Here is a 17,381-nt window from a genome sequence, read left to right as displayed (position 1 = left end):
CATGGCCGATCTGGTGCCACAACTGCCGCTGGCGCTGCGCGCGCCGCCGGAGCAGCGCCTGTCGCGCTATGTCGGCGCGCCCGCGGGCCTGCTGGAGGCGCTGCACGCGCTGGCTGCCGGCGACGTGCCGGGCGGGTTGTTCCTGCAGGGCGTTCCCGCCACCGGCAAGACCCACCTGTTGCTGGGCACCTGCGCGGAAGCGGAGCTGGCCGGGCGCCATGCCAGCTACCTGGCGCTGCGCGGCCTGCGCGGCCGCGTGCGGGCCGCCGTCGAGGGGCTCGATCAGTCGGACCTGCTGGCACTGGACGACCTCGACGCGGTCGCCGGCGAGCGGGACGACGAGATCGCGCTGTTCGACCTGCACAACCGCCTGTGCGATGCCGGCCGCACGCCGCTGTACGCCGCCGCCGACGGGCCCGACGCCCTCGGCCTGGTGCTGCCCGATTTGCGCTCCCGTCTGGCGCAGTGTGCGCGCTGGGCTCTGCCGGTACTGGATGACGACGGCCGCGCCGAGTTGCTGCGCCAGCGTGCTGCCGCGCGCGGGTTGGAGTTCGATGAGGCCGCACTGGACTGGCTGCTGCGCCGCGCCAGCCGCGACCTGGGTACGCTGACCGCGCTGTTCGAGCGGCTGGACCGCGCTTCCCTGGCCGCGCAGCGGCGGTTGACCGTGCCCTTCCTGCGGCAGGTGCTGGAGATCGACCTGCCCTGATCGTCCGCGTGGGCCTGGTGCCGTCAGGCGTCGCCCCGGAGTTCGGCGTCGAGGCGCGCCAGCCGCTCCGGCGTCCCCACGTCGGTCCAGCGGCCGCGGTGGTGTTCGCCGGTGATTGCGCCGCAGGCCATGTGCGCGCGCAGAAGCGGGGCCAGCGGGAACTTCGGTTTGCCGTTGGCAAGCCTGAAAGTGGCGATGCAGGCGCGCCATCCGTCCAGCAGTTGTGGCCGATAGACGCCTATGCCGGCATAGGTGAGCGTGTGGTCGCCGTCGGCGCGCACGCAGCCGTCTGCATCGAGCGCGAAATCGCCTTGGGTTGCCTGCGGCGGCCGGTCCACCAGCACGAGGTGCGCCAGCCCGCGCGGCGCGCGCGGCAGAGTGGCGAAATCGAGGTCGGTCCACACGTCGCCGTTCACCAGCAGGAAGGGCGCATCCCCGAGTAGCGGCAGGGCGTTGAGCATGCCGCCACCGGTTTCCAGCGGAGTATCGCCTTCGAAAGCGAAGTGCAGGCGCAGGTTCCAGCGCGCGCCGTTGCCCAGTGCCGCGGGAAACTGGTCTGCCAGCCACGAGGTGTTCACGACGACATCGCGAATGCCCAGCGCCGCCAGCTTCTCCAGATGCCATTCGATCAGCGGCTTGCCGCCGACGCGCAGCAGCGGCTTGGGCGTGGTGTCGGTGAGCGGGCGCATCCGCTCGCCCAGCCCGGCAGCGAAGATGAGCGCCTTCATGCCGTCACCCTGGCAAAGGCGGGTTTGAGGGTGCGCTCCAGCAGCGCGCGCAGCGGGTCGAGTTCGCGGTATTTCGGCACCACCGCATCGAGGTAGGCGAAGAAGCGCGGGGCATCCTGCAGGTAGCGCGGTTTGCCGTCGCGGTGGTGCAGGCGGGCGAAGATGCCCAGGATTTTCAGATGCCGCTGCACGCCGCACCAGTCGGCATCGCGCAGGAACATGTCGAGCGCGGGCACTGGCAGGCCGGCGGTCACGGCGCGCGCGTGGTAGTCGCGCAGCCAGCCGTCGACGCGCGGTTCCGGCCAGCTGAGAAAGGCATCGCGCAGCAGGCTGACCGGGTCGTAGGCGATGGGCCCCAGCACCAGATCCTGGAAATCCAGTACGGCCGGCCCGTCCGCCACCGGCATCAGGTTGCGCAGCATGAAGTCGCGGTGGGTGGGCACGCGCGGCTGCGCCAGCATGGCGTCCATCAACCGGCGCTGAGCCAGTTGCAGGCGTTCAGCGTCGTCGCAGTCCAGTGCGATGCCGAGGTGACGGCGCACGAACCAGTCTTCGAACAGGCCGGCATCCCGCTGCAGCAGGGCTTCGCCGAACACCGGCATGTCGGCAGGCAGGGCCATCGACTGCAACCGCACCAGTTGGGCGATGGCGGCTGCCATATGGGTGTCGGCGGTGTCAGCATCGATCACCTGCGCCACGGTCGGCCCGCCCAGGTCTTCCAGCAGCAGGAAGCCGGCGTCGATGTCGCGTGCCAGCACCTGCGGCACTCGCACGCCGCCGGCCTCCAGCATGTCGTGGATGCGCAGCCACGGGCGCACGTCTTCCTGGCCGGGCGGCGAGTCCATCACGATGCGCGAGGGCGCGGTACCCACCGTCCGCCAATAGCTGCGGAAACCAGCATCGGTGGAGGCGCGTTCCAGCCCGGCATCGGGCTGCTGCAGGGCCGCGCGGGCCCAGGCTAGGCGCTGCGCGGCGCGGGCATCGTGCGTTGCGGGTTCGCTCATGCGCAAAGGGTAAACTGCGCGCCGGTATTTGCGCAGTCGTAGCGAGGCCTCCGTGGCGACATTACAGCCCGTCCTGTTGTCCGGCGGTTCCGGTACCCGTCTGTGGCCGCTGTCGCGCGAGGCCTATCCCAAGCAGTTCCTGCCGCTGGCGGGCGACGCCACCATGCTGCAGGCCACCTGGCGGCGGGTGGCAGCGTTGACCGATGCTGCCCCGATCGTGGTCGCTGGCGAGGATCACCGCTTCCTGGTGGCCGAGCAGTTACGCCAGATCGGCGCCCCGACGCCGGCGATCCTGCTGGAACCGGTTGGCCGCAACACGGCCCCGGCGATCGCGGCGGCGGCGCTGCAGGCCATGGCCAACGGCGAGGATCCGCTGTTGCTGGTGCTGCCGTCCGATCACGTGGTGCGCGACGAGGCCGCCTTCCATGCCGCCGTGCGCGCCGCCATGCCGGCCGCTGCCGACGGCATGCTGGTGACGTTCGGGATCGTGCCGACAGCGGCCGAAACCGGCTTCGGGTACATCCAGGCCGCCCCCGGCGACGGTGTGCGCCCGGTCGTGAGGTTTGTCGAGAAGCCTGATGCGGCAACAGCCCAAGCCTATCTTCAGGCGGGTGGCTATTACTGGAACAGCGGCATGTTCCTGCTGCGCGCCTCGCGCTATCTGGACGAACTGCAGCGCTTCCGCCCGGACATCGTTGCCACTGTTCGTGCCGCGTTTGCCGCGGCCAGCCGCGATGGTGATTTCATCCGCCTGGACAAGGCGGCGTTTGCGGCCTGTCCGTCGGATTCGATCGACTACGCGGTGATGGAAAAGACCGACGCCGCAGGCGTGCTGCCGGTGGAGATCGGTTGGAACGATGTCGGCTCGTGGGCGGCGCTGTGGGCGGTCAGCGAGCAGGACACCGATGGCAATGCCCATCACGGCGATGTGATCGCCATCGACAGCCGCAACAGCTATGCCTATGCGCGCCGGCTGGTGGCGCTGGTGGGCGTCGAAGATCTGGTGGTGGTGGAAACCGACGACGCCGTGCTGGTGGCGCGCAAGGACAAGGTGCAGCAGGTCAAGGACGTGGTGGCGCGGCTGAAGGCGGATGCCCGCACCCAGGCGGTGCTGCACCGGGAAGTGCATCGCCCGTGGGGCAGCTATGACTCGGTGGACGTGGGCGAGCGCTTCCAGGTCAAGCGCATCAAGGTGAAACCCGGCGCCCGGCTGTCACTGCAATCGCACGCCCGCCGCGCCGAACACTGGGTGGTGGTGCGCGGCATTGCCCGCGTGACCCGCGACAACGACGTGTTCGATCTCTATCCCAACCAGAGCACCTACATCCCGATCGGCGCCAAGCACCGGCTGGAAAACCCGGGCCACGAGCCGCTGGAGCTGATCGAGGTGCAATCCGGCGACTACCTTGGCGAAGATGACATCGTGCGTTACGAGGACGTGTACGGCCGCAGCTGACGCTGCGGGCAGTGATGCTTAGCCCAACGAGGCTAGCCAGTCGTCGTCGCTGCCTTCCGGCACATCTGCCAGCAGCGCGGTGCTCAAGTAGCGCTCGCCGGTGTCCGGCAACATGGCCAGCAGCACGCTGCCTGCCGGGGCGGTTTCGGCAATCGCAAGGGCTGTGGCCAGCGTGCCGCCGGCGGAGATGCCAACGAAGATGCCTTCTTCAGCCGCCAGCCGGCGCGCGGTGGCGATCGCCTGCTCGTCGCTGACGGTATGCAGGGCATCCGCCACGCTGCGGTCGAGGACGTCAGGCACGAAATCGGGCGTCCAGCCCTGGATCTTATGCGGCTGCCAGGCATCGCCCTTGAGCAGGGCGGCGCCGGCCGGTTCCGTGGCGGCGATGTGCACGTCGGGGCGGGCCAGCTTGAGCATCTGGCCGACGCCGGTCAGGGTGCCGCCGGTGCCCCAGCCGCTGACGAACCAATCCAGCCGCTTGCCGGCAAAGTCGCGCAGAATCTCGGCGGCGGTGGTGTTGCGGTGGAAGGCCGGGTTGGCCGGGTTGGCGAACTGGCTGGCCAGAAACCAGCCATGGCGTTCGGCCAGTTCGCGGGCCTTGCGCACCATGCCGCTGCCGCGTTCGGTGGCTGGCGTCAGGATGACCTTGGCGCCATAGGCGCGCATCAGCTTACGGCGCTCCACCGAGAAGGTCTCGGTCATCACCGCGACGAACTTGTAGCCACGGGCGGCGGCGATCATCGCCAACGCCACGCCAGTGTTGCCGGAAGTGGCCTCGATGATGGTGTCGCCCGGTTTCAGCAGCCCGCGCCGTTCGGCATCGAGGATGATCCCAAGCGCCAGGCGGTCCTTGACCGAGCCGCCGGGGTTGAACGCCTCCACCTTCACGTAGACGGTGGCGTGTGCCGGTGCGAGCCGTGCCAGCCGCACGATGGGCGTGTTGCCGATGGTGTCGAGAATGCTGTCGTAGAGGGCCATGGGGTGGTGTCCTGGAAGCGGGGGCGCAAGGCGGCAAGCGCGAGTCTGCGCGGATGCGCGTCAGGGGCGTCTTGGCAAACCTGACCGGAGGCATGGCGCAGGCGCGGTTCGCGCCTCAGAGGGACACCACCCTAGGCGCGGACCGACGGGCGGTGCCAATGGCGGTGCGCGGTTTGCTTATGCTTCCAGGGCATAAGCAAGCTCTTCTGCCGCTGTGGCAGCGGGCTATAATCCATCTTTATATATCGATGAAGAGATATTTGAGCCCTCCGTCATGACTCTTACCCAGCTCCGCTACCTGGTCGCCATCGCCGATTCCGGCTTCAACATCACCCAAGCCGCCGAGCGGGTGCACGCCACCCAGCCGGGCCTGTCGAAGCAGCTGAAACAGCTGGAGGAAGAACTCGGCTTCCAGCTGTTCCTGCGCAAGGGCCGCAGCCTGGAGGGCGTGGCGCCAGCCGGGGTGAAGGTGATCGAGAGTGCGCGCCGCATCCTGGCGGAGGCCGCCAACATCCGCAGCTATGCCGCCAACGAGCGCGGCGAGCACCGCGGCCGCCTGCTGCTGGCCACCACCCATACGCAGGCGCGCTATGTGCTGCCGAAGGCGATTGCCGAACTGGCGCGGCGCTACCCGCAGGTCAGCGTGGATCTGTTCGCGGCTGGGGATGCGGAGGTGCTGGACAAGCTGGACGAGGCCGACTTCGGGCTGATTAGCACGGCCGGCGGCGCGCCCACGACCGGCGGTATCGCGGTGCCGCTGTTCCGCTGGCGCCGCGTGCTGCTGGTGCAGAAAGAGCATCCGCTGGCCGAACTGGGCGCGCCGCCCACGTTGGCGGAGCTGGCGCGTTATCCGCTGATTTCCTACGAGTCCTCGATGCTGCCCGAGTCCTCCCTGCAGCGTGCCTTTGCCGCAGCGGGCGTGGTGCCGCAGATTGCGATGACGGCACGCGACGCCAACCTGATCAAGGCCTACGTGCGGACCGGCATGGGCGCGGGGCTGCTGGCGGAGATGGCGGTGGGCGGCCGGGAGGATGACGATCTGCGGGTCATCGAGGCGCCGCAGGCGTTGCCCGAATGCATCACCTGGGCGGTGGTGCCGCGCGGGCGCGTGCTGCGCGAATACGCACTGGCCCTGTTGCACGGGTTGGCCCCGCAGATCGATCCGCGCGACCTACGGCGCGTACTGGAAGGCAACCTCACCCTCGACTGGCCCAGGCCGCCGCGCTGGCAGCCCGCCTGACGGGCCGGTGCGCGCCCTCCCTGGCGCGCACCGGAGGCGATCATCCGCGCAGCGCGAACTCCACCGGCACCAGGCCGATCGCCTGCGCCGGCAGGCCGTCGCGGCTGGCGGGCTGGAAGCGCCAGCGCTTCAGCACCTGCAGGCGGGCGGCCTCGTCCAGCTCCCGATGGCCGCTGCTGCGGGACACCGTGACCTCCAGCGGCCGGCCGTCCACGTCCACCAGTACCTGCAACAGCACGGTGCCGGCCAGCCGACGCTGCAGCGCGGCGCGCGGGTAGGCCGGGGCGGGGGCGTCGCGGTAGGCCAGTTGCATGGGCGCGGGGCCTCCCTGCGGCGGCAGGCCCAGGTCGGGTGGGCCGACCTCGCGGCTGTCTGCGGTCGTATCGATGGCCGGGGTGGTGCCGGCGTCCGCCACCACCGCGGGTGGCGACACCGGATCCGGACGTGGTGTCGCCACGCTGCGGCGTTCGGGGGTCGGGGCCGCGGGCGTCGGGCGCGGCAGCGTCACCACCTCCACCACCTCGGGTGGCTTGGGCAGGATACGGGCCTGCAGGTCGGGTCGGCTGGGCGGGGCCGCTGCGGGGGGCGGCAGCGAGACCGGAATCAGCAGCAGGCCGAACACCAGCAGGTTCAGCGCCAGCGTGCTGCTGAAGGTGAGCACACGCGCAGGATCCGGGCGCGGCCGGTCGATGGGTGCGTGGGCAGGGGCGTGGGAAGCGGACGTCGTCATGGCCAATCTCCTGATGCAAGGAATCGGGAACCACGCGGATGCGAACGACCGGGTGCGGGAAACGGGGTCGCCGCACGCTTCCACGCTGCGCCTGCGGCGGCGTGAGCGGCAAGCAGGGGGCGGGCGCGCGTTGGCGGTAATTCAGCCTGCCAGACACGACGACGCCCGCACGCGGCGGGCGTCGCGGGGCCAGCCGGAGGTCCGGCTTACTGGCCGAGTTCGAACACCATCTCCACGGACACCGACACCGAACTCTCGCCGGGGGAGATCGCCGTGTCCTTTTCCATCGGGGTAGCGGCCATCATCCGCATCACCGGCATCGGGCCGGGCTGGCTGGCGCCGCCTTCGCTGATGCTGACGACGCGCTTCACCTGCAGGCCCAGCGCGCGGGCGTAGGTCTGCGCCTGCGCCTGCGCCTTCTTCACCGCGGCAAGGCGGGCTTCTTCCAGCGCGGCTTCGGGCTGGTCAATGCCGAAGCGGGGGCCATTGATCTGGTTGGCGCCCTGCGCCACCAGTGCGTCCAGCACCTTGCCCAGCCTGGCCAGCTCGCGGACCTTCACGTTGACCGTGTTGCTGGCCTGGTAGCCGACGATGGCGGGCGGCTGGTTCTCCGCGTACCTGTACTGCGGGTTGAGATTGATCCCGCTGGTCTGGATGTCACGCGGGGCGATCCCGGCCGCGCGCAGCGCCGCCATCACTTTGTCCATCTGCGTGGCGTTGTCGCGCATCGCCGCGTTGGCATCGGCGGCCTGGGTGACCACGCCGGTGGAGAGCGTGGCGATATCCGGCGTGCGGCTGGCTTCGGCGGTGGTGCTGACTGACAGCAGTGTGCCTTGCGTGGTGGGGGTGGCGAGGTCGGCGGCGGGACGGGCGTGGCTGGTCATGGGCAGGGCGGCGGCAAGGGCGAAGGCGAGCAGCAGCGGGCGCAGCGTAGGCATGATGGACTCCTGTGGGTTGCGGAGGAAAGAATGCACTCGACGGGGGTGAACGGCCGGTGAGCCGGGGCGGGGTTGGCCCGTGCCGGCAGTGCGGCGTGCAGTCGGGTGCGGGTTAGACTTCCGCCATGCTGCATCTTGCCTCGCGTTCGCCCCGCCGCGCCGAACTGCTGGCCCGCCTTGGGCTGGAGTTCGGTCTCCTTGATCCCGATGTTCCCGAACAGCAGGGGCCGGACGAGCCCGCTGCCGACTACGTGCGCCGGGTCGCGCGCGAAAAGGCCGGTGCCGGGCTGCTGGCGGTGGTGGCGGTGCCCGGCGCGGTGGTGCTGGGCGCCGATACCGAAGTCATCCTCGACGACCGCGTGTTCGGCAAGCCGAAGGACGAAAGCGATGCGGCGGCGATGCTGCGCGCGCTGTCCGGTCGCACCCACGAGGTGCTGACGGCGGTCTCGCTGGTCAGCGCCGACCGCGAGGCGCAGGCGGCATCGCTGACCCGCGTCACGGTGGACCCGCTGTCCCAGGCCGACATCGCCCGCTACCTTGCCAGCGGCGAGTGGCAGGGCAAGGCGGGCGCCTACGCGATCCAGGGGCGGTTCGAGGCCCACGTGGCACGGCTGGACGGCAGCTATTCGGGCGTCATGGGCCTGCCGTTGCGGGACACCGCCGGCCTGCTGCGCCAGTTCGGGCTGCTGCCGTCATGAGCGAGGAGCTGCTGGTCAACGTCACCCCGCGCGAGACCCGCGTTGCGGTGGTCGAAAACGGCATGCTGCAGGAGCTGCACATCGAGCGTGGCAGCCAGCGCGGCGTCGTTGGCAACATCTATAAAGGCAAGGTGCAGCGGGTGATGCCCGGCATGCAGGCCGCCTTCGTGGATATCGGCCTGGACCGCGCCGCCTTCCTGCATGCCAACGACATCTTCCGCGGCCCGCCCATCGAGACGGTGCCCGGCGAGGAGCCGGCCCCGGCGCCGGTGCAGACCCCCATTACCGACCTGCTGCGGGATGGCGCCGAGGTGGTGGTGCAGGTGGTGAAAGACCCCATCGGCAGCAAGGGCGCGCGGCTCACCACCCAGATCAGCATTCCCTCGCGCTACCTGGTGCTGCTGCCGCGTTCGAAGGTGATCGGCATTTCCGCCCGCATCGAGGACGAGGCCGAGCGCACGCGCCTGAAAGGCCTGATGGCCCAGCTGACCGCTGGTGGTCCCGGGTTTGGTTACATCGTACGCACCAATGCCGAGGGGCAGCCTGCCGAAGCGCTGGCCGAGGACATTGCCTATCTGAGCCGGGTCTGGGAGCAGGTCGAAAGCCGCGCCCCCAGTGCGGCCGTGGGCAGCTGCCTGTACGAGGACCTGAGCCTGCCGCTGCGCGCGGTGCGTGACCTGATCCGCCGCGACGTGGAAAAGGTAAAGGTGGATTCACGCGAGACCTGCGACCGCCTGCGCGAGTTCGCGGCGCGCTACATGCCGGCGCTGGCCGACAAGATCGAGCACTACACCGGCGCCCGCCCGATCTTCGACATGTACGGCGTGGAAGATGAAATCCAGCGTGCGCTGGAGAAAGAGGTGCCGCTGAAATCCGGCGGCTATCTGGTCATCGACCAGACCGAGGCGATGACCACGGTGGACGTCAACACCGGCAGCTTCCTGGGGCAGCGCAATCTCGAAGAAACCGTCTTCCGCACCAATCTGGAGGCGGCGCAGGCGGTGGCGCGCCAGCTGCGCCTGCGCAATCTGGGCGGGATCATCATCATCGACTTCATCGACATGCAGGATCCCGAGCACCGCCGGCAGGTGCTGCGCACGCTGGAGAAGTCGCTGGCCAAGGACCACGCCAAGACCACGGTGTACGACTTCTCGCCACTGGGTCTGGTGGAGATGACCCGCAAGCGCACGGTGGACTCGCTGGAGCGGCAACTGTGCGAGCCCTGCCATGAGTGCGGCGGGCGCGGCATGGTCAAGACCGCCGAAACCGTGACCTACGAAATCTTCCGCGAGATCGTGCGTGCGGTGCGGCAGTTCGAGGCGGCACGGCTGCTGGTGATCGCCTCGCCCAAGGTGGTGGCGCGGATCACCGAGGAAGAATCCAACGCGGTGGCCGAGCTGGAGGAGTTCATCGGCAAGTCGATCCGTTTCCAGGCCGATACCCAGTACCTGCAGGAGCAGTTCGATGTGGTGCTGCTTTGATGCGCCAGGTCGCAGCCCGCGGTAGTCGTGACGCGGCCGGGGGCGGGCGGCCGTGACCATGCCCTGGCGCCACCGGCTGCGCCTGCTGCGGCGTGGCGTCGGCTACGCGCTGGCGGTGCTGCTGGTGCTGCTGGCCCTTGGCAATGGCATCGGCAGCCAGTTGCTGCCGCTGGCAGAGCGTCATCCCGATCACATCGCGGAATGGTTGAGCGCGCGCGCTGGACGACCGGTGGCATTTGACCGCGTCACTACGCAGTGGACGCGACGCGGGCCACTGCTGCGCCTGGAAAACCTGCGGGTGGGCGACCCGGCCGATCCGCTGCGCATCGGTGATGCCGAGGTGCTGGTGGCACAGTACACCGGCTGGCTGCCCGGTCGCTCGTTCACCGAGTTGCGCCTGCGCGGGTTGGACCTGACCCTGCAGCGCTCGCCGGACGGGCAGTGGCAAGTGCGGGGCTTGCCCGGGCAGCAGTCCACCGGCAATCCGCTGGATGCGCTCTCCAACCTGGGCGAGCTGCAGCTGGCGCAAGCCCGGCTGCGGGTGCTGGCGCCCGAGTTGGGTATCGACCTGCGCCTGCCCCGCATCGATTTGCGCCTGCAGGTGGACGATGCCCGCATCCGTGCGGGGGCTCGCGCCTGGCTGCGCGCCGGCGGCCAGCCGTTCGATGTCGCAGGGGAGCTGTTGCGGAGCTCCGGCGACGGTCGCATCTACGCAGGGGCGCGCCAGGCCGACCTGGCTGCGCTGGCAGGCACCTTTGAGGTGGCCGGCCTGACGCCACTGGCCGGTCGCGGCCGGCTGCGTGCGTGGGCCCGCTTGCGTGGGCAGCGCGTGGTAGCGCTGCGCGTCGATGCCGGTCTGCTGGACGTGCGGTTGCGCGGCCGCGCGGCACCCGGCCAACCGGCGCCGGTGCGCGCGCTGGGCGAGCTGGTGCTGGACGCCAACTGGACCGGCAGCATGGCGGCATGGCAGTTATGGGTGCCGCGCCTGCGCCTGGGCGACGGCGTGCAACGGCAGACTGCGGATGGGCTGGCGCTGGCAGGAGGACGGCAGGGGTATGCGCTGCGGGTGCCGCAGCTGGAGTTGGCGCCGCTGCTGCAGGCGGTGGCGCTGACCGATGTCATGCCCGCAGGCCTGCGGGCATGGGTGCGCGCCGCAGCGCCGACGGTGCGGGTAGAGGCTCTTGATGCATTCCTGCAACCCAATGGCCGCCTGCACGCCAGCGCCCGTCTCCGCGGGTTGGGCTTTGATCCAGTGGGCCACGCGCCGGGCCTGCGCGGCGTGGACGGCTGGCTGCAGGCGGACCAGGACGGCGTGCGCCTGCGCTTCGATCCCGATGCGCGGATGGCCTTCGACTGGCCGGCCGGCTTCGGCGTCGTGCACGCTTTCCGGCTGGACGGCGAGGCCGTGGCGTGGCGTGACGGCAGCGGTTGGACGGCGCGCACGCCGGGGCTGGCCATCGACGGGGACACCCTGCGGTTGCGCGCACGCGGCGGCATCGGCTTCCCGGGAGACGGCACGCGGCCGCGGCTGGATCTGGCCGTGGACATTGGCGACATTCCGCTGACGGCGGCGCACGGCTTCTGGGTCCATTACCTGATGCCCAAGTCGACCGTGCAGTGGCTGGACATGGCCCTGCAGGGCGGCACCCTGCGCGACATCCACGCGGTGGTGGCGGGCGATCTGGACGACTGGCCGTTCCGCAACGAGCCGGGACTGGCCGGCGCCGGCGTGTTCCGCGCCGACGCGCGCATCGACGACGGCAACGTGAAGTTCCAGCGCGACTGGCCAGCGGCGCAGCATCTTGCTGCCGACCTCCGCTTCGTCGCCAACGGCTTCACCATCACCAACGGCCGCGCGGAATTGGCCGGCGTGCCGGTGTCCGCGCTGAAGGCCGGCATCGCCCGTTTCGGACAGGCGGAGTTGACGGTGGAGGCTGCGGCCGCCAGCGACGCCGGGCGCTTCCTGTCGATGCTCCGCGCCAGCCCGCTGCACAAGGAGTACGGCGAGACGATGGACAACCTGCGGGCCGCAGGGCCGGCGCAGGCGCGGCTGCAGATGCGGCTGCCGCTGCACCACGACGCGACCGCGCCGCCGCTCATCGAAGGGACGGTGGCGCTGGCTGGCGTACGCCTTGCCGAGCAGCGCTGGAAGCTGGCGTTCGACCAGGTCCGTGGACAGGTGCGCTTCGATCGCGGCGGCTTCGATGCCAGCGACCTGCAAGTGCGCCAGGACGGCGCGCCGGGGGTGCTGTCGCTGCGTGCCGGCCCGCACGTGCGCGATCCGGCGCAGGCGTTTGAAGCAACGCTGCAGGCGCCGGCGGATATCGACGGCCTGCTGGACAAGGCCGGCAACCTGGGCTGGCTGAAGCCCTACCTGCGCGGCAGTTCGATCTGGACGACCGAGCTGGCCGTGCCGCGCGGCGCCGGACAGGCCGCGCCGCCCAGCCGGTTGCGCCTGCGCTCGGGACTCGTCGGTACCGCCATTGATCTGCCCGCGCCTCTGCGCAAGCCGGCCGCGCAGGCGCTGCCGGCCGAAGTCGAGCTCCGCCTGCCGCTGGACAGCGGCGATGTCGAAGTCACTCTGGGCAACCTGCTGTCGCTGCGCAGCCGCACCACCGGCGGCCGCACCGGCCTGCACGTGCAGTTGGGCGGCGGGCAGGCTGCGGCGCCACCGGCATCGGGTCTGCTGGTTGATGGCCGGGTGGACCAACTGGACGCACTGGACTGGATCGGCGTCGCCAGCGGGGGCCGCGACGAGGCATCGCTGCCCCTGCGGCGGATCGAGGTGGATGCCGCCCGGTTGCACCTGCTGGGCGCCGACCTCGGCGCCGCGCGCCTGGTGGTGGCGCCGTCGCCGCGCGGTACGGCGGTGCAGGTTCAGGGCGCGGCCATCGAGGGCACGCTGACGGTGCCGTCGCAGGCCGGCGCGACGGTGGCCGGACGTTTCGATCGCCTGCACTGGGCGCTGCCGCCGCGCGATGGCGGGCCGTCCACGCCAGCCGCCGCCGGTACGCTGCCGGCAACCGGGTTCGACCCGGCCGGGATTCCGCCGCTGCTGATCGACGTCGGCGATCTGGGTATCGGCGGGGCGGCCATGGGGCGCGCCAGGTTCCGCAGCACGCCCGTGGCCGGCGGGCTGCGCATGGACGAGTTCACCACGACCGGCGGCAAGCAGCGCCTGTCCGCCAGCGGCAGCTGGATCGGGCGCGGGGCGGCCGCGCGCAGCCAATTCAAGCTGGATGTGACCAGCGATGACGTCGGCACGTTGCTGGGCGGGTTGGGCTTTGGCGGCCAGGTGGCTGGCGGCAAGGGCACGCTGGGCGCCGTGGCCAGCTGGCGTGGAGGACCTGCGGACTTCGATCCGGCGACGGTGGAGGCGCGCCTGGTGGCGGACGTGCGCGACGGCCAGCTGCTGGAGATCGAGCCCGGTGCCGGGCGCGTGTTGGGCCTGTTGGGCGTGGCGCAGCTGCGCCGACGCTTGACCCTGGATTTCAGCGACATCTTCAGCAAGGGCTTCGCCTTCGACCGCATCCAGGGCGATGCCGTCCTGACGCAGGGCCAGTTGCGCACCGATGACCTGACCGTGCGCGGTCCCGCCGCCGAGATTCACGTACGCGGCACCACCGACCTGCGCAACCAGCGCTTCGACCAGACCGTGGAGGTGCGGCCCAAGTCCGGCAGCCTGCTGACGGCGGTGGGCGCATTGGCGGGCGGCCCGGTTGGTGCAGCGGTCGGCGCGGTGGCCAACGCCGTGCTGGACAAGCCGCTGCGCGGCATCGGCGCGAAGACCTATCGCGTCACCGGGCCCTGGGCCTCACCCAAGGTCGACGTGGTGGCCCGCAGCGCGTCGGAGGCACCGGACCCCGCCCGCCCGCGCGGCGATTGATTCCGCCACGATCGACGCCACTTCTCCTTCATTCCTGCCAGACGTTGCCCATGAACGCACTCGATATCGCCCAGACCCGCCTGCTGCTGCCCACCGGGCTGGACGCCGCCGCGCTGGAGCGCGCGTTCGGCGCCCTGCTGGGGCCCGGCGTCGAGTTTGGCGACCTCTACTTCCAGCACGCGCGGCGCGAGGCGTGGAGCATGGAGGACGGCATCGTCAAGGACGGTTCGCACAGCATCGAACAGGGCGTGGGTGTGCGTGCCATTGCTGGCGAGAAGACCGGTTTCGCCTATTCCGATGAGCTGGACGCGCCGGCACTGCTGGCCGCCGCGCAGTCGGCCCGCGCGATCGCCCGCGACGGCCGTGCCCACGGCGCGCATGCGCTGCAACCCAATGCCGGGCGCGCGCTGTACCCGGCGCTGGATCCCGTCGACGCGCTGGACAACGCCGCCAAGGTCGAGGCACTCCGCCGCGTGGACGCGCTGGTGCGCGCGCTGGATCCGCGCGTGCGGCAAGTGATGGTGAGCCTGACCGGCGGCGTGGACACCGTGTTGGTGGCGCGCAGCGACGGCGTGCTGGCCGGCGATGTGCGTCCGCTGGTGCGGATGAACATCCAGGTGATCGTGGAGCAGCATGGCCGCCGCGAATCGGGCTTCGCCGGCTTCGGCGGGCGCTACGCCTACGAGGACCTGCTGGCCGACGGCAAGCCGGAAAAATTCGCCCGCGAGGCGCTGCGGCAGGCGCTGGTGAACCTGGACGCGGTCGATGCGCCGGCCGGCACGATGCCGGTGGTGCTGGGCCACGGCTGGCCGGGCGTGCTGCTGCACGAGGCGGTGGGCCACGGGCTGGAAGGTGACTTCAACCGCAAGGGCACCAGTACCTATGCCGGCCGCATTGGCCAGCAGGTGGCGGCGAAGGGCGTGACCATCGTCGACGACGGCACCCTGGACGGCCGTCGCGGGTCGCTGAACATCGACGACGAAGGCACGCCGACGGCCTGCACTACGCTGATCGAGGACGGCGTGCTGGTTGGCTACATGCAGGACACGCTGAACGCGCGGCTGATGGGCATGGCGCCCACCGGCAACGGCCGCCGCGAATCGTTCGCGCACCTGGTGATGCCGCGCATGACCAACACCTACATGCGCGCCGGCACGCACGACCCGGAAGAGATGATCCGTTCCGTGAAGAAGGGGCTCTACGCGGTCAATTTCGGCGGCGGGCAGGTGGACATCACCAGCGGCAAGTACGTGTTCTCCGCCACCGAGGCCTACCTGATCGAAGACGGCAAAATCACCGCGCCGGTGAAGGGCGCCACCTTGATCGGCAACGGCCCGGAGACCATGCGCAAGGTGGCGATGATCGGCAATGACCTCGCCCTGGACGATGGCGTGGGGATCTGCGGCAAGGACGGGCAGAGCGTGCCGGTCGGCGTGGGGCAGCCGTCCCTGCTGATCTCGGAATTGACCGTGGGCGGGACGAAGGCGGGCTGATCAGCCGTGGTCGTCGTCGCCTACGTCCATAGCGTCCGCCCCGTCGTCCGCGGCGCCAGCGTCCTGCGCCAGCAGCTCGCGCAGGGAGCGGAACAGCTCGCGGAAGGCCCGCGGCGGCTTGTTTTTCGCTCGTTCCTCGCGGGCATTGCGGACCAGTTGGCGCAGCTGCTGCCGGTCCGCGTGCGGGTGCGCGGCCAGAAGGCCGGTCAGCGCGGCGTCGCCGTCGTCGCCCAGCAGCGCCTCGCGCAGGGTTTCGGCGCGGTGCAGCAGCGCGGTCTCCCGACGCGCGGCTTCGCCGTCCTTGCTCATGGCGTCGCGGATCGTGTCCAGCACCGCGTCGTCCAGCTTGCGCATCTGCTTGGCCAGGAAGGCCAGCTGCCGCTTGTGGGCGATGTGCGAGGTGATGCGCTGGGTCTCGCGAATGTGCGGCATCAGGTCTTCGGGGATCGGCAGCCGCGCCAGCTGGGCCGCGCTCAGCGCCACCAATTGCTCTCCCAGTTCCAGCACGTCCAGCGCCGCGCGGCGCTGCCCGCTGCGGCTGGGGCTGAAAAACTCGCCGGTTTCTTCGTCACGTCCTCGCATTGCCACAGGATAAGCCATTGAACACGCCATCCCACGATCTTGCCCATCCCGCCGACGACAGCCGGGAGCGGTTGGCCCGTCTGTCCGATGTCGCCCAGCAGCTGCTGGGCCGGGCCCGCGCCGCCGGCGCCGACCAGTGCGAGGTGACCTGCAATGAGGACGCAGGCCTAGCGGTGAACGTACGCATGGGCGACGTGGAAACGGTAGAGGCCACCCGCGACCGCGGTGTCGCCGTGACCGTCTATTTCGGCAAGCGCAAGGGCAGCGCCAGCACCGCCGACCTGCGCGAGGACAGCCTGGCCGCCACGGTGGCGCAGGCCTGCGCGATCGCCCGCCACACCGAGGAGGATCCCGCCGCGGGCCTGGCCGAGGCCGCGCTGATGGCGACCGCGCTGCGCGAGTTCGACGCCTGGCATCCGGCGCCGCTGGATGCCGCGCGCGCCATCGACGTGGCGCTGGCCTGCGAGGCCGCCGGGCGCGACGTGGATGCGCGCATCCGCAATTCCGACGGCGCGTCCATGAACGCCAACGCCTCGCTCAGCGTGTACGCCAACTCGCACGGCTTCCTGGGCGCCGAGCGTGCGACCTCGTACAGCCTCGGCTGTGCGCTGATCGCCGGCGAGGGCGACGCCATGCAGCGCGACGGCTGGTTCAGCGTGGCGCTGGCGTCGTCCGATCTCGAAAGCCCCGACGCCATCGGCCGCAAGGCCGCGCGGCGCACGCTGGACCGGCTCGATCCGCGCCAGCTGCCAACCGGTGAGGTGCCGGTGCTGTTCTGCGCGGAGGTCGCGCGGTCGCTGGTGGGCAGTTTCGTTGGCGCGGTGTCCGGCGGTGCGCTGTACCGGCGCGCCAGCTTCCTGCTGGACAGCGCGGGCACGCGCGTCTTTCCCGACTGGTTCGCCATCGAGGAGGACCCGTTCCTGCCGCGCGGGTTCCGTTCCGCCGCGTTCGACGCCGAAGGCGTGGCCACGCGGCGCTCGATGCTGGTCGCCGGCGGCATCGTCCAGCGCTACGTGCTGGGCAGCTACTCGGCCCGCAAGCTGGGGCTGGCGACCACCGCCAACGCCGGCGGCGTACACAACCTCAACGTGCGCGCCAATGCCGGCGATCTGGCATCCATGGTGCGCGGTATGGGCCGCGGCCTGCTGGTGACCGAGCTGATGGGGCAGGGCGTGAACGCGGTCACCGGCGATTATTCGCGCGGCGCAGCGGGGTTCTGGGTGGAGAACGGCGAGATCGCCTATCCCGTCGATGGCATCACCATCGCCGGCAACCTGAAGACGATGTTCGCCGCCATCGAAGCGGTGGGCAGCGACGTGGACCCGCGCTCGCACGTGCGCACGGGGTCGATCCTGGTGGGCCGGATGACGGTGGCCGGCGACGGCTGAGGCATCATGTCAACCGCCGGCCCGCACCCGCGTTTACCCGATGACTAACGCAGAGGGCTTGGCTGATGGA

Annotated in this window: 14 protein-coding genes; 8 read left to right on the top strand and 6 right to left on the bottom strand. The window is 70.6% G+C overall.

Annotated features, from left to right (window positions below):
- The first annotated feature begins 1 nt into the window (after position 1).
- Positions 2-709 (top strand): DnaA regulatory inactivator Hda, encoded by a 708-nt coding sequence (gene hda, locus ACK4SG_RS02695; RefSeq protein WP_409599424.1) that lies wholly within the window; start codon positions 2-4, stop codon positions 707-709.
- A 23-nt stretch (positions 710-732) separates the two neighbouring features.
- On the opposite strand, the gene murU is transcribed toward hda, so the two are convergent.
- Complete coding sequence (murU, locus tag ACK4SG_RS02690) at positions 733-1,437, bottom strand: N-acetylmuramate alpha-1-phosphate uridylyltransferase MurU (RefSeq protein WP_409599422.1); 705 nt, start codon at positions 1,435-1,437, stop codon at positions 733-735.
- Positions 1,434-2,441, bottom strand: a complete 1,008-nt coding sequence (locus ACK4SG_RS02685) for an aminoglycoside phosphotransferase family protein (RefSeq protein ID WP_409599420.1) — start codon at positions 2,439-2,441, stop codon at positions 1,434-1,436. The genes murU and ACK4SG_RS02685 overlap by 4 nt, the downstream gene beginning before the upstream one ends.
- A gap of 52 nt (positions 2,442-2,493) precedes the next feature.
- Here ACK4SG_RS02685 and ACK4SG_RS02680 point away from each other — a divergent pair, with 52 nt between their 5' ends.
- Positions 2,494-3,897, top strand: a complete 1,404-nt coding sequence (locus ACK4SG_RS02680) for a mannose-1-phosphate guanylyltransferase/mannose-6-phosphate isomerase (RefSeq protein WP_409599418.1) — start codon at positions 2,494-2,496, stop codon at positions 3,895-3,897.
- A gap of 18 nt (positions 3,898-3,915) precedes the next feature.
- Here ACK4SG_RS02680 and cysK read toward each other — a convergent pair whose 3' ends face one another.
- Positions 3,916-4,875: a cysteine synthase A gene (gene cysK / locus ACK4SG_RS02675; protein WP_409599416.1), complete on the bottom strand. Its 960-nt coding sequence runs from the start codon at positions 4,873-4,875 to the stop codon at positions 3,916-3,918.
- A gap of 274 nt (positions 4,876-5,149) precedes the next feature.
- Here cysK and ACK4SG_RS02670 point away from each other — a divergent pair, with 274 nt between their 5' ends.
- Positions 5,150-6,115: a LysR substrate-binding domain-containing protein gene (locus ACK4SG_RS02670; protein WP_409599414.1), complete on the top strand. Its 966-nt coding sequence runs from the start codon at positions 5,150-5,152 to the stop codon at positions 6,113-6,115.
- A gap of 40 nt (positions 6,116-6,155) precedes the next feature.
- On the opposite strand, the gene ACK4SG_RS02665 is transcribed toward ACK4SG_RS02670, so the two are convergent.
- The gene (locus tag ACK4SG_RS02665) at positions 6,156-6,845 is read right to left on the bottom strand and encodes an energy transducer TonB (RefSeq protein WP_409599412.1); all 690 of its coding nucleotides are present in this window, start codon (positions 6,843-6,845) and stop codon (positions 6,156-6,158) included.
- A gap of 206 nt (positions 6,846-7,051) precedes the next feature.
- Entirely contained in the window at positions 7,052-7,783 is a 732-nt protein-coding gene (locus ACK4SG_RS02660; RefSeq protein ID WP_409599410.1) for an SIMPL domain-containing protein, read from the bottom strand.
- Between the two features lie 125 nt (positions 7,784-7,908).
- On the opposite strand from ACK4SG_RS02660, the gene ACK4SG_RS02655 reads away from it, so the two are divergent.
- From ACK4SG_RS02655 to tldD, 4 genes are read left to right on the top strand one after another with little or no spacing between them, the layout of a single operon-like run.
- On the top strand, positions 7,909-8,481 hold the full coding sequence (locus ACK4SG_RS02655) for a Maf family protein (RefSeq protein WP_409599408.1): 573 nt from the start codon (positions 7,909-7,911) through the stop codon (positions 8,479-8,481).
- Positions 8,478-9,962, top strand: coding sequence for a ribonuclease G (rng, locus tag ACK4SG_RS02650; protein WP_409599406.1), 1,485 nt, complete (start codon positions 8,478-8,480; stop codon positions 9,960-9,962). The genes ACK4SG_RS02655 and rng overlap by 4 nt, the downstream gene beginning before the upstream one ends.
- Before the next feature lie 58 nt (positions 9,963-10,020).
- Entirely contained in the window at positions 10,021-13,848 is a 3,828-nt protein-coding gene (locus ACK4SG_RS02645; RefSeq protein WP_409599719.1) for a YhdP family protein, read from the top strand.
- A 44-nt stretch (positions 13,849-13,892) separates the two neighbouring features.
- Complete coding sequence (tldD, locus tag ACK4SG_RS02640; RefSeq protein ID WP_409599404.1) at positions 13,893-15,341, top strand: metalloprotease TldD; 1,449 nt, start codon at positions 13,893-13,895, stop codon at positions 15,339-15,341.
- Here the strand turns inward: tldD and yjgA are convergent, their stop codons facing one another.
- The gene (gene yjgA, locus ACK4SG_RS02635; protein WP_409599402.1) at positions 15,342-15,923 is read right to left on the bottom strand and encodes a ribosome biogenesis factor YjgA; all 582 of its coding nucleotides are present in this window, start codon (positions 15,921-15,923) and stop codon (positions 15,342-15,344) included.
- A 17-nt stretch (positions 15,924-15,940) separates the two neighbouring features.
- Between yjgA and pmbA the strand changes: the two genes are divergently transcribed.
- Positions 15,941-17,311, top strand: coding sequence for a metalloprotease PmbA (gene pmbA / locus ACK4SG_RS02630; RefSeq protein ID WP_409599400.1), 1,371 nt, complete (start codon positions 15,941-15,943; stop codon positions 17,309-17,311).
- Positions 17,312-17,381: the final 70 nt, after the last annotated feature.

Source organism: Thermomonas sp. (assembly GCF_046293095.1).
Lineage (GTDB): Bacteria > Pseudomonadota > Gammaproteobacteria > Xanthomonadales > Xanthomonadaceae > Thermomonas.
This window is presented reverse-complemented; position numbering and strand designations above follow the sequence as displayed.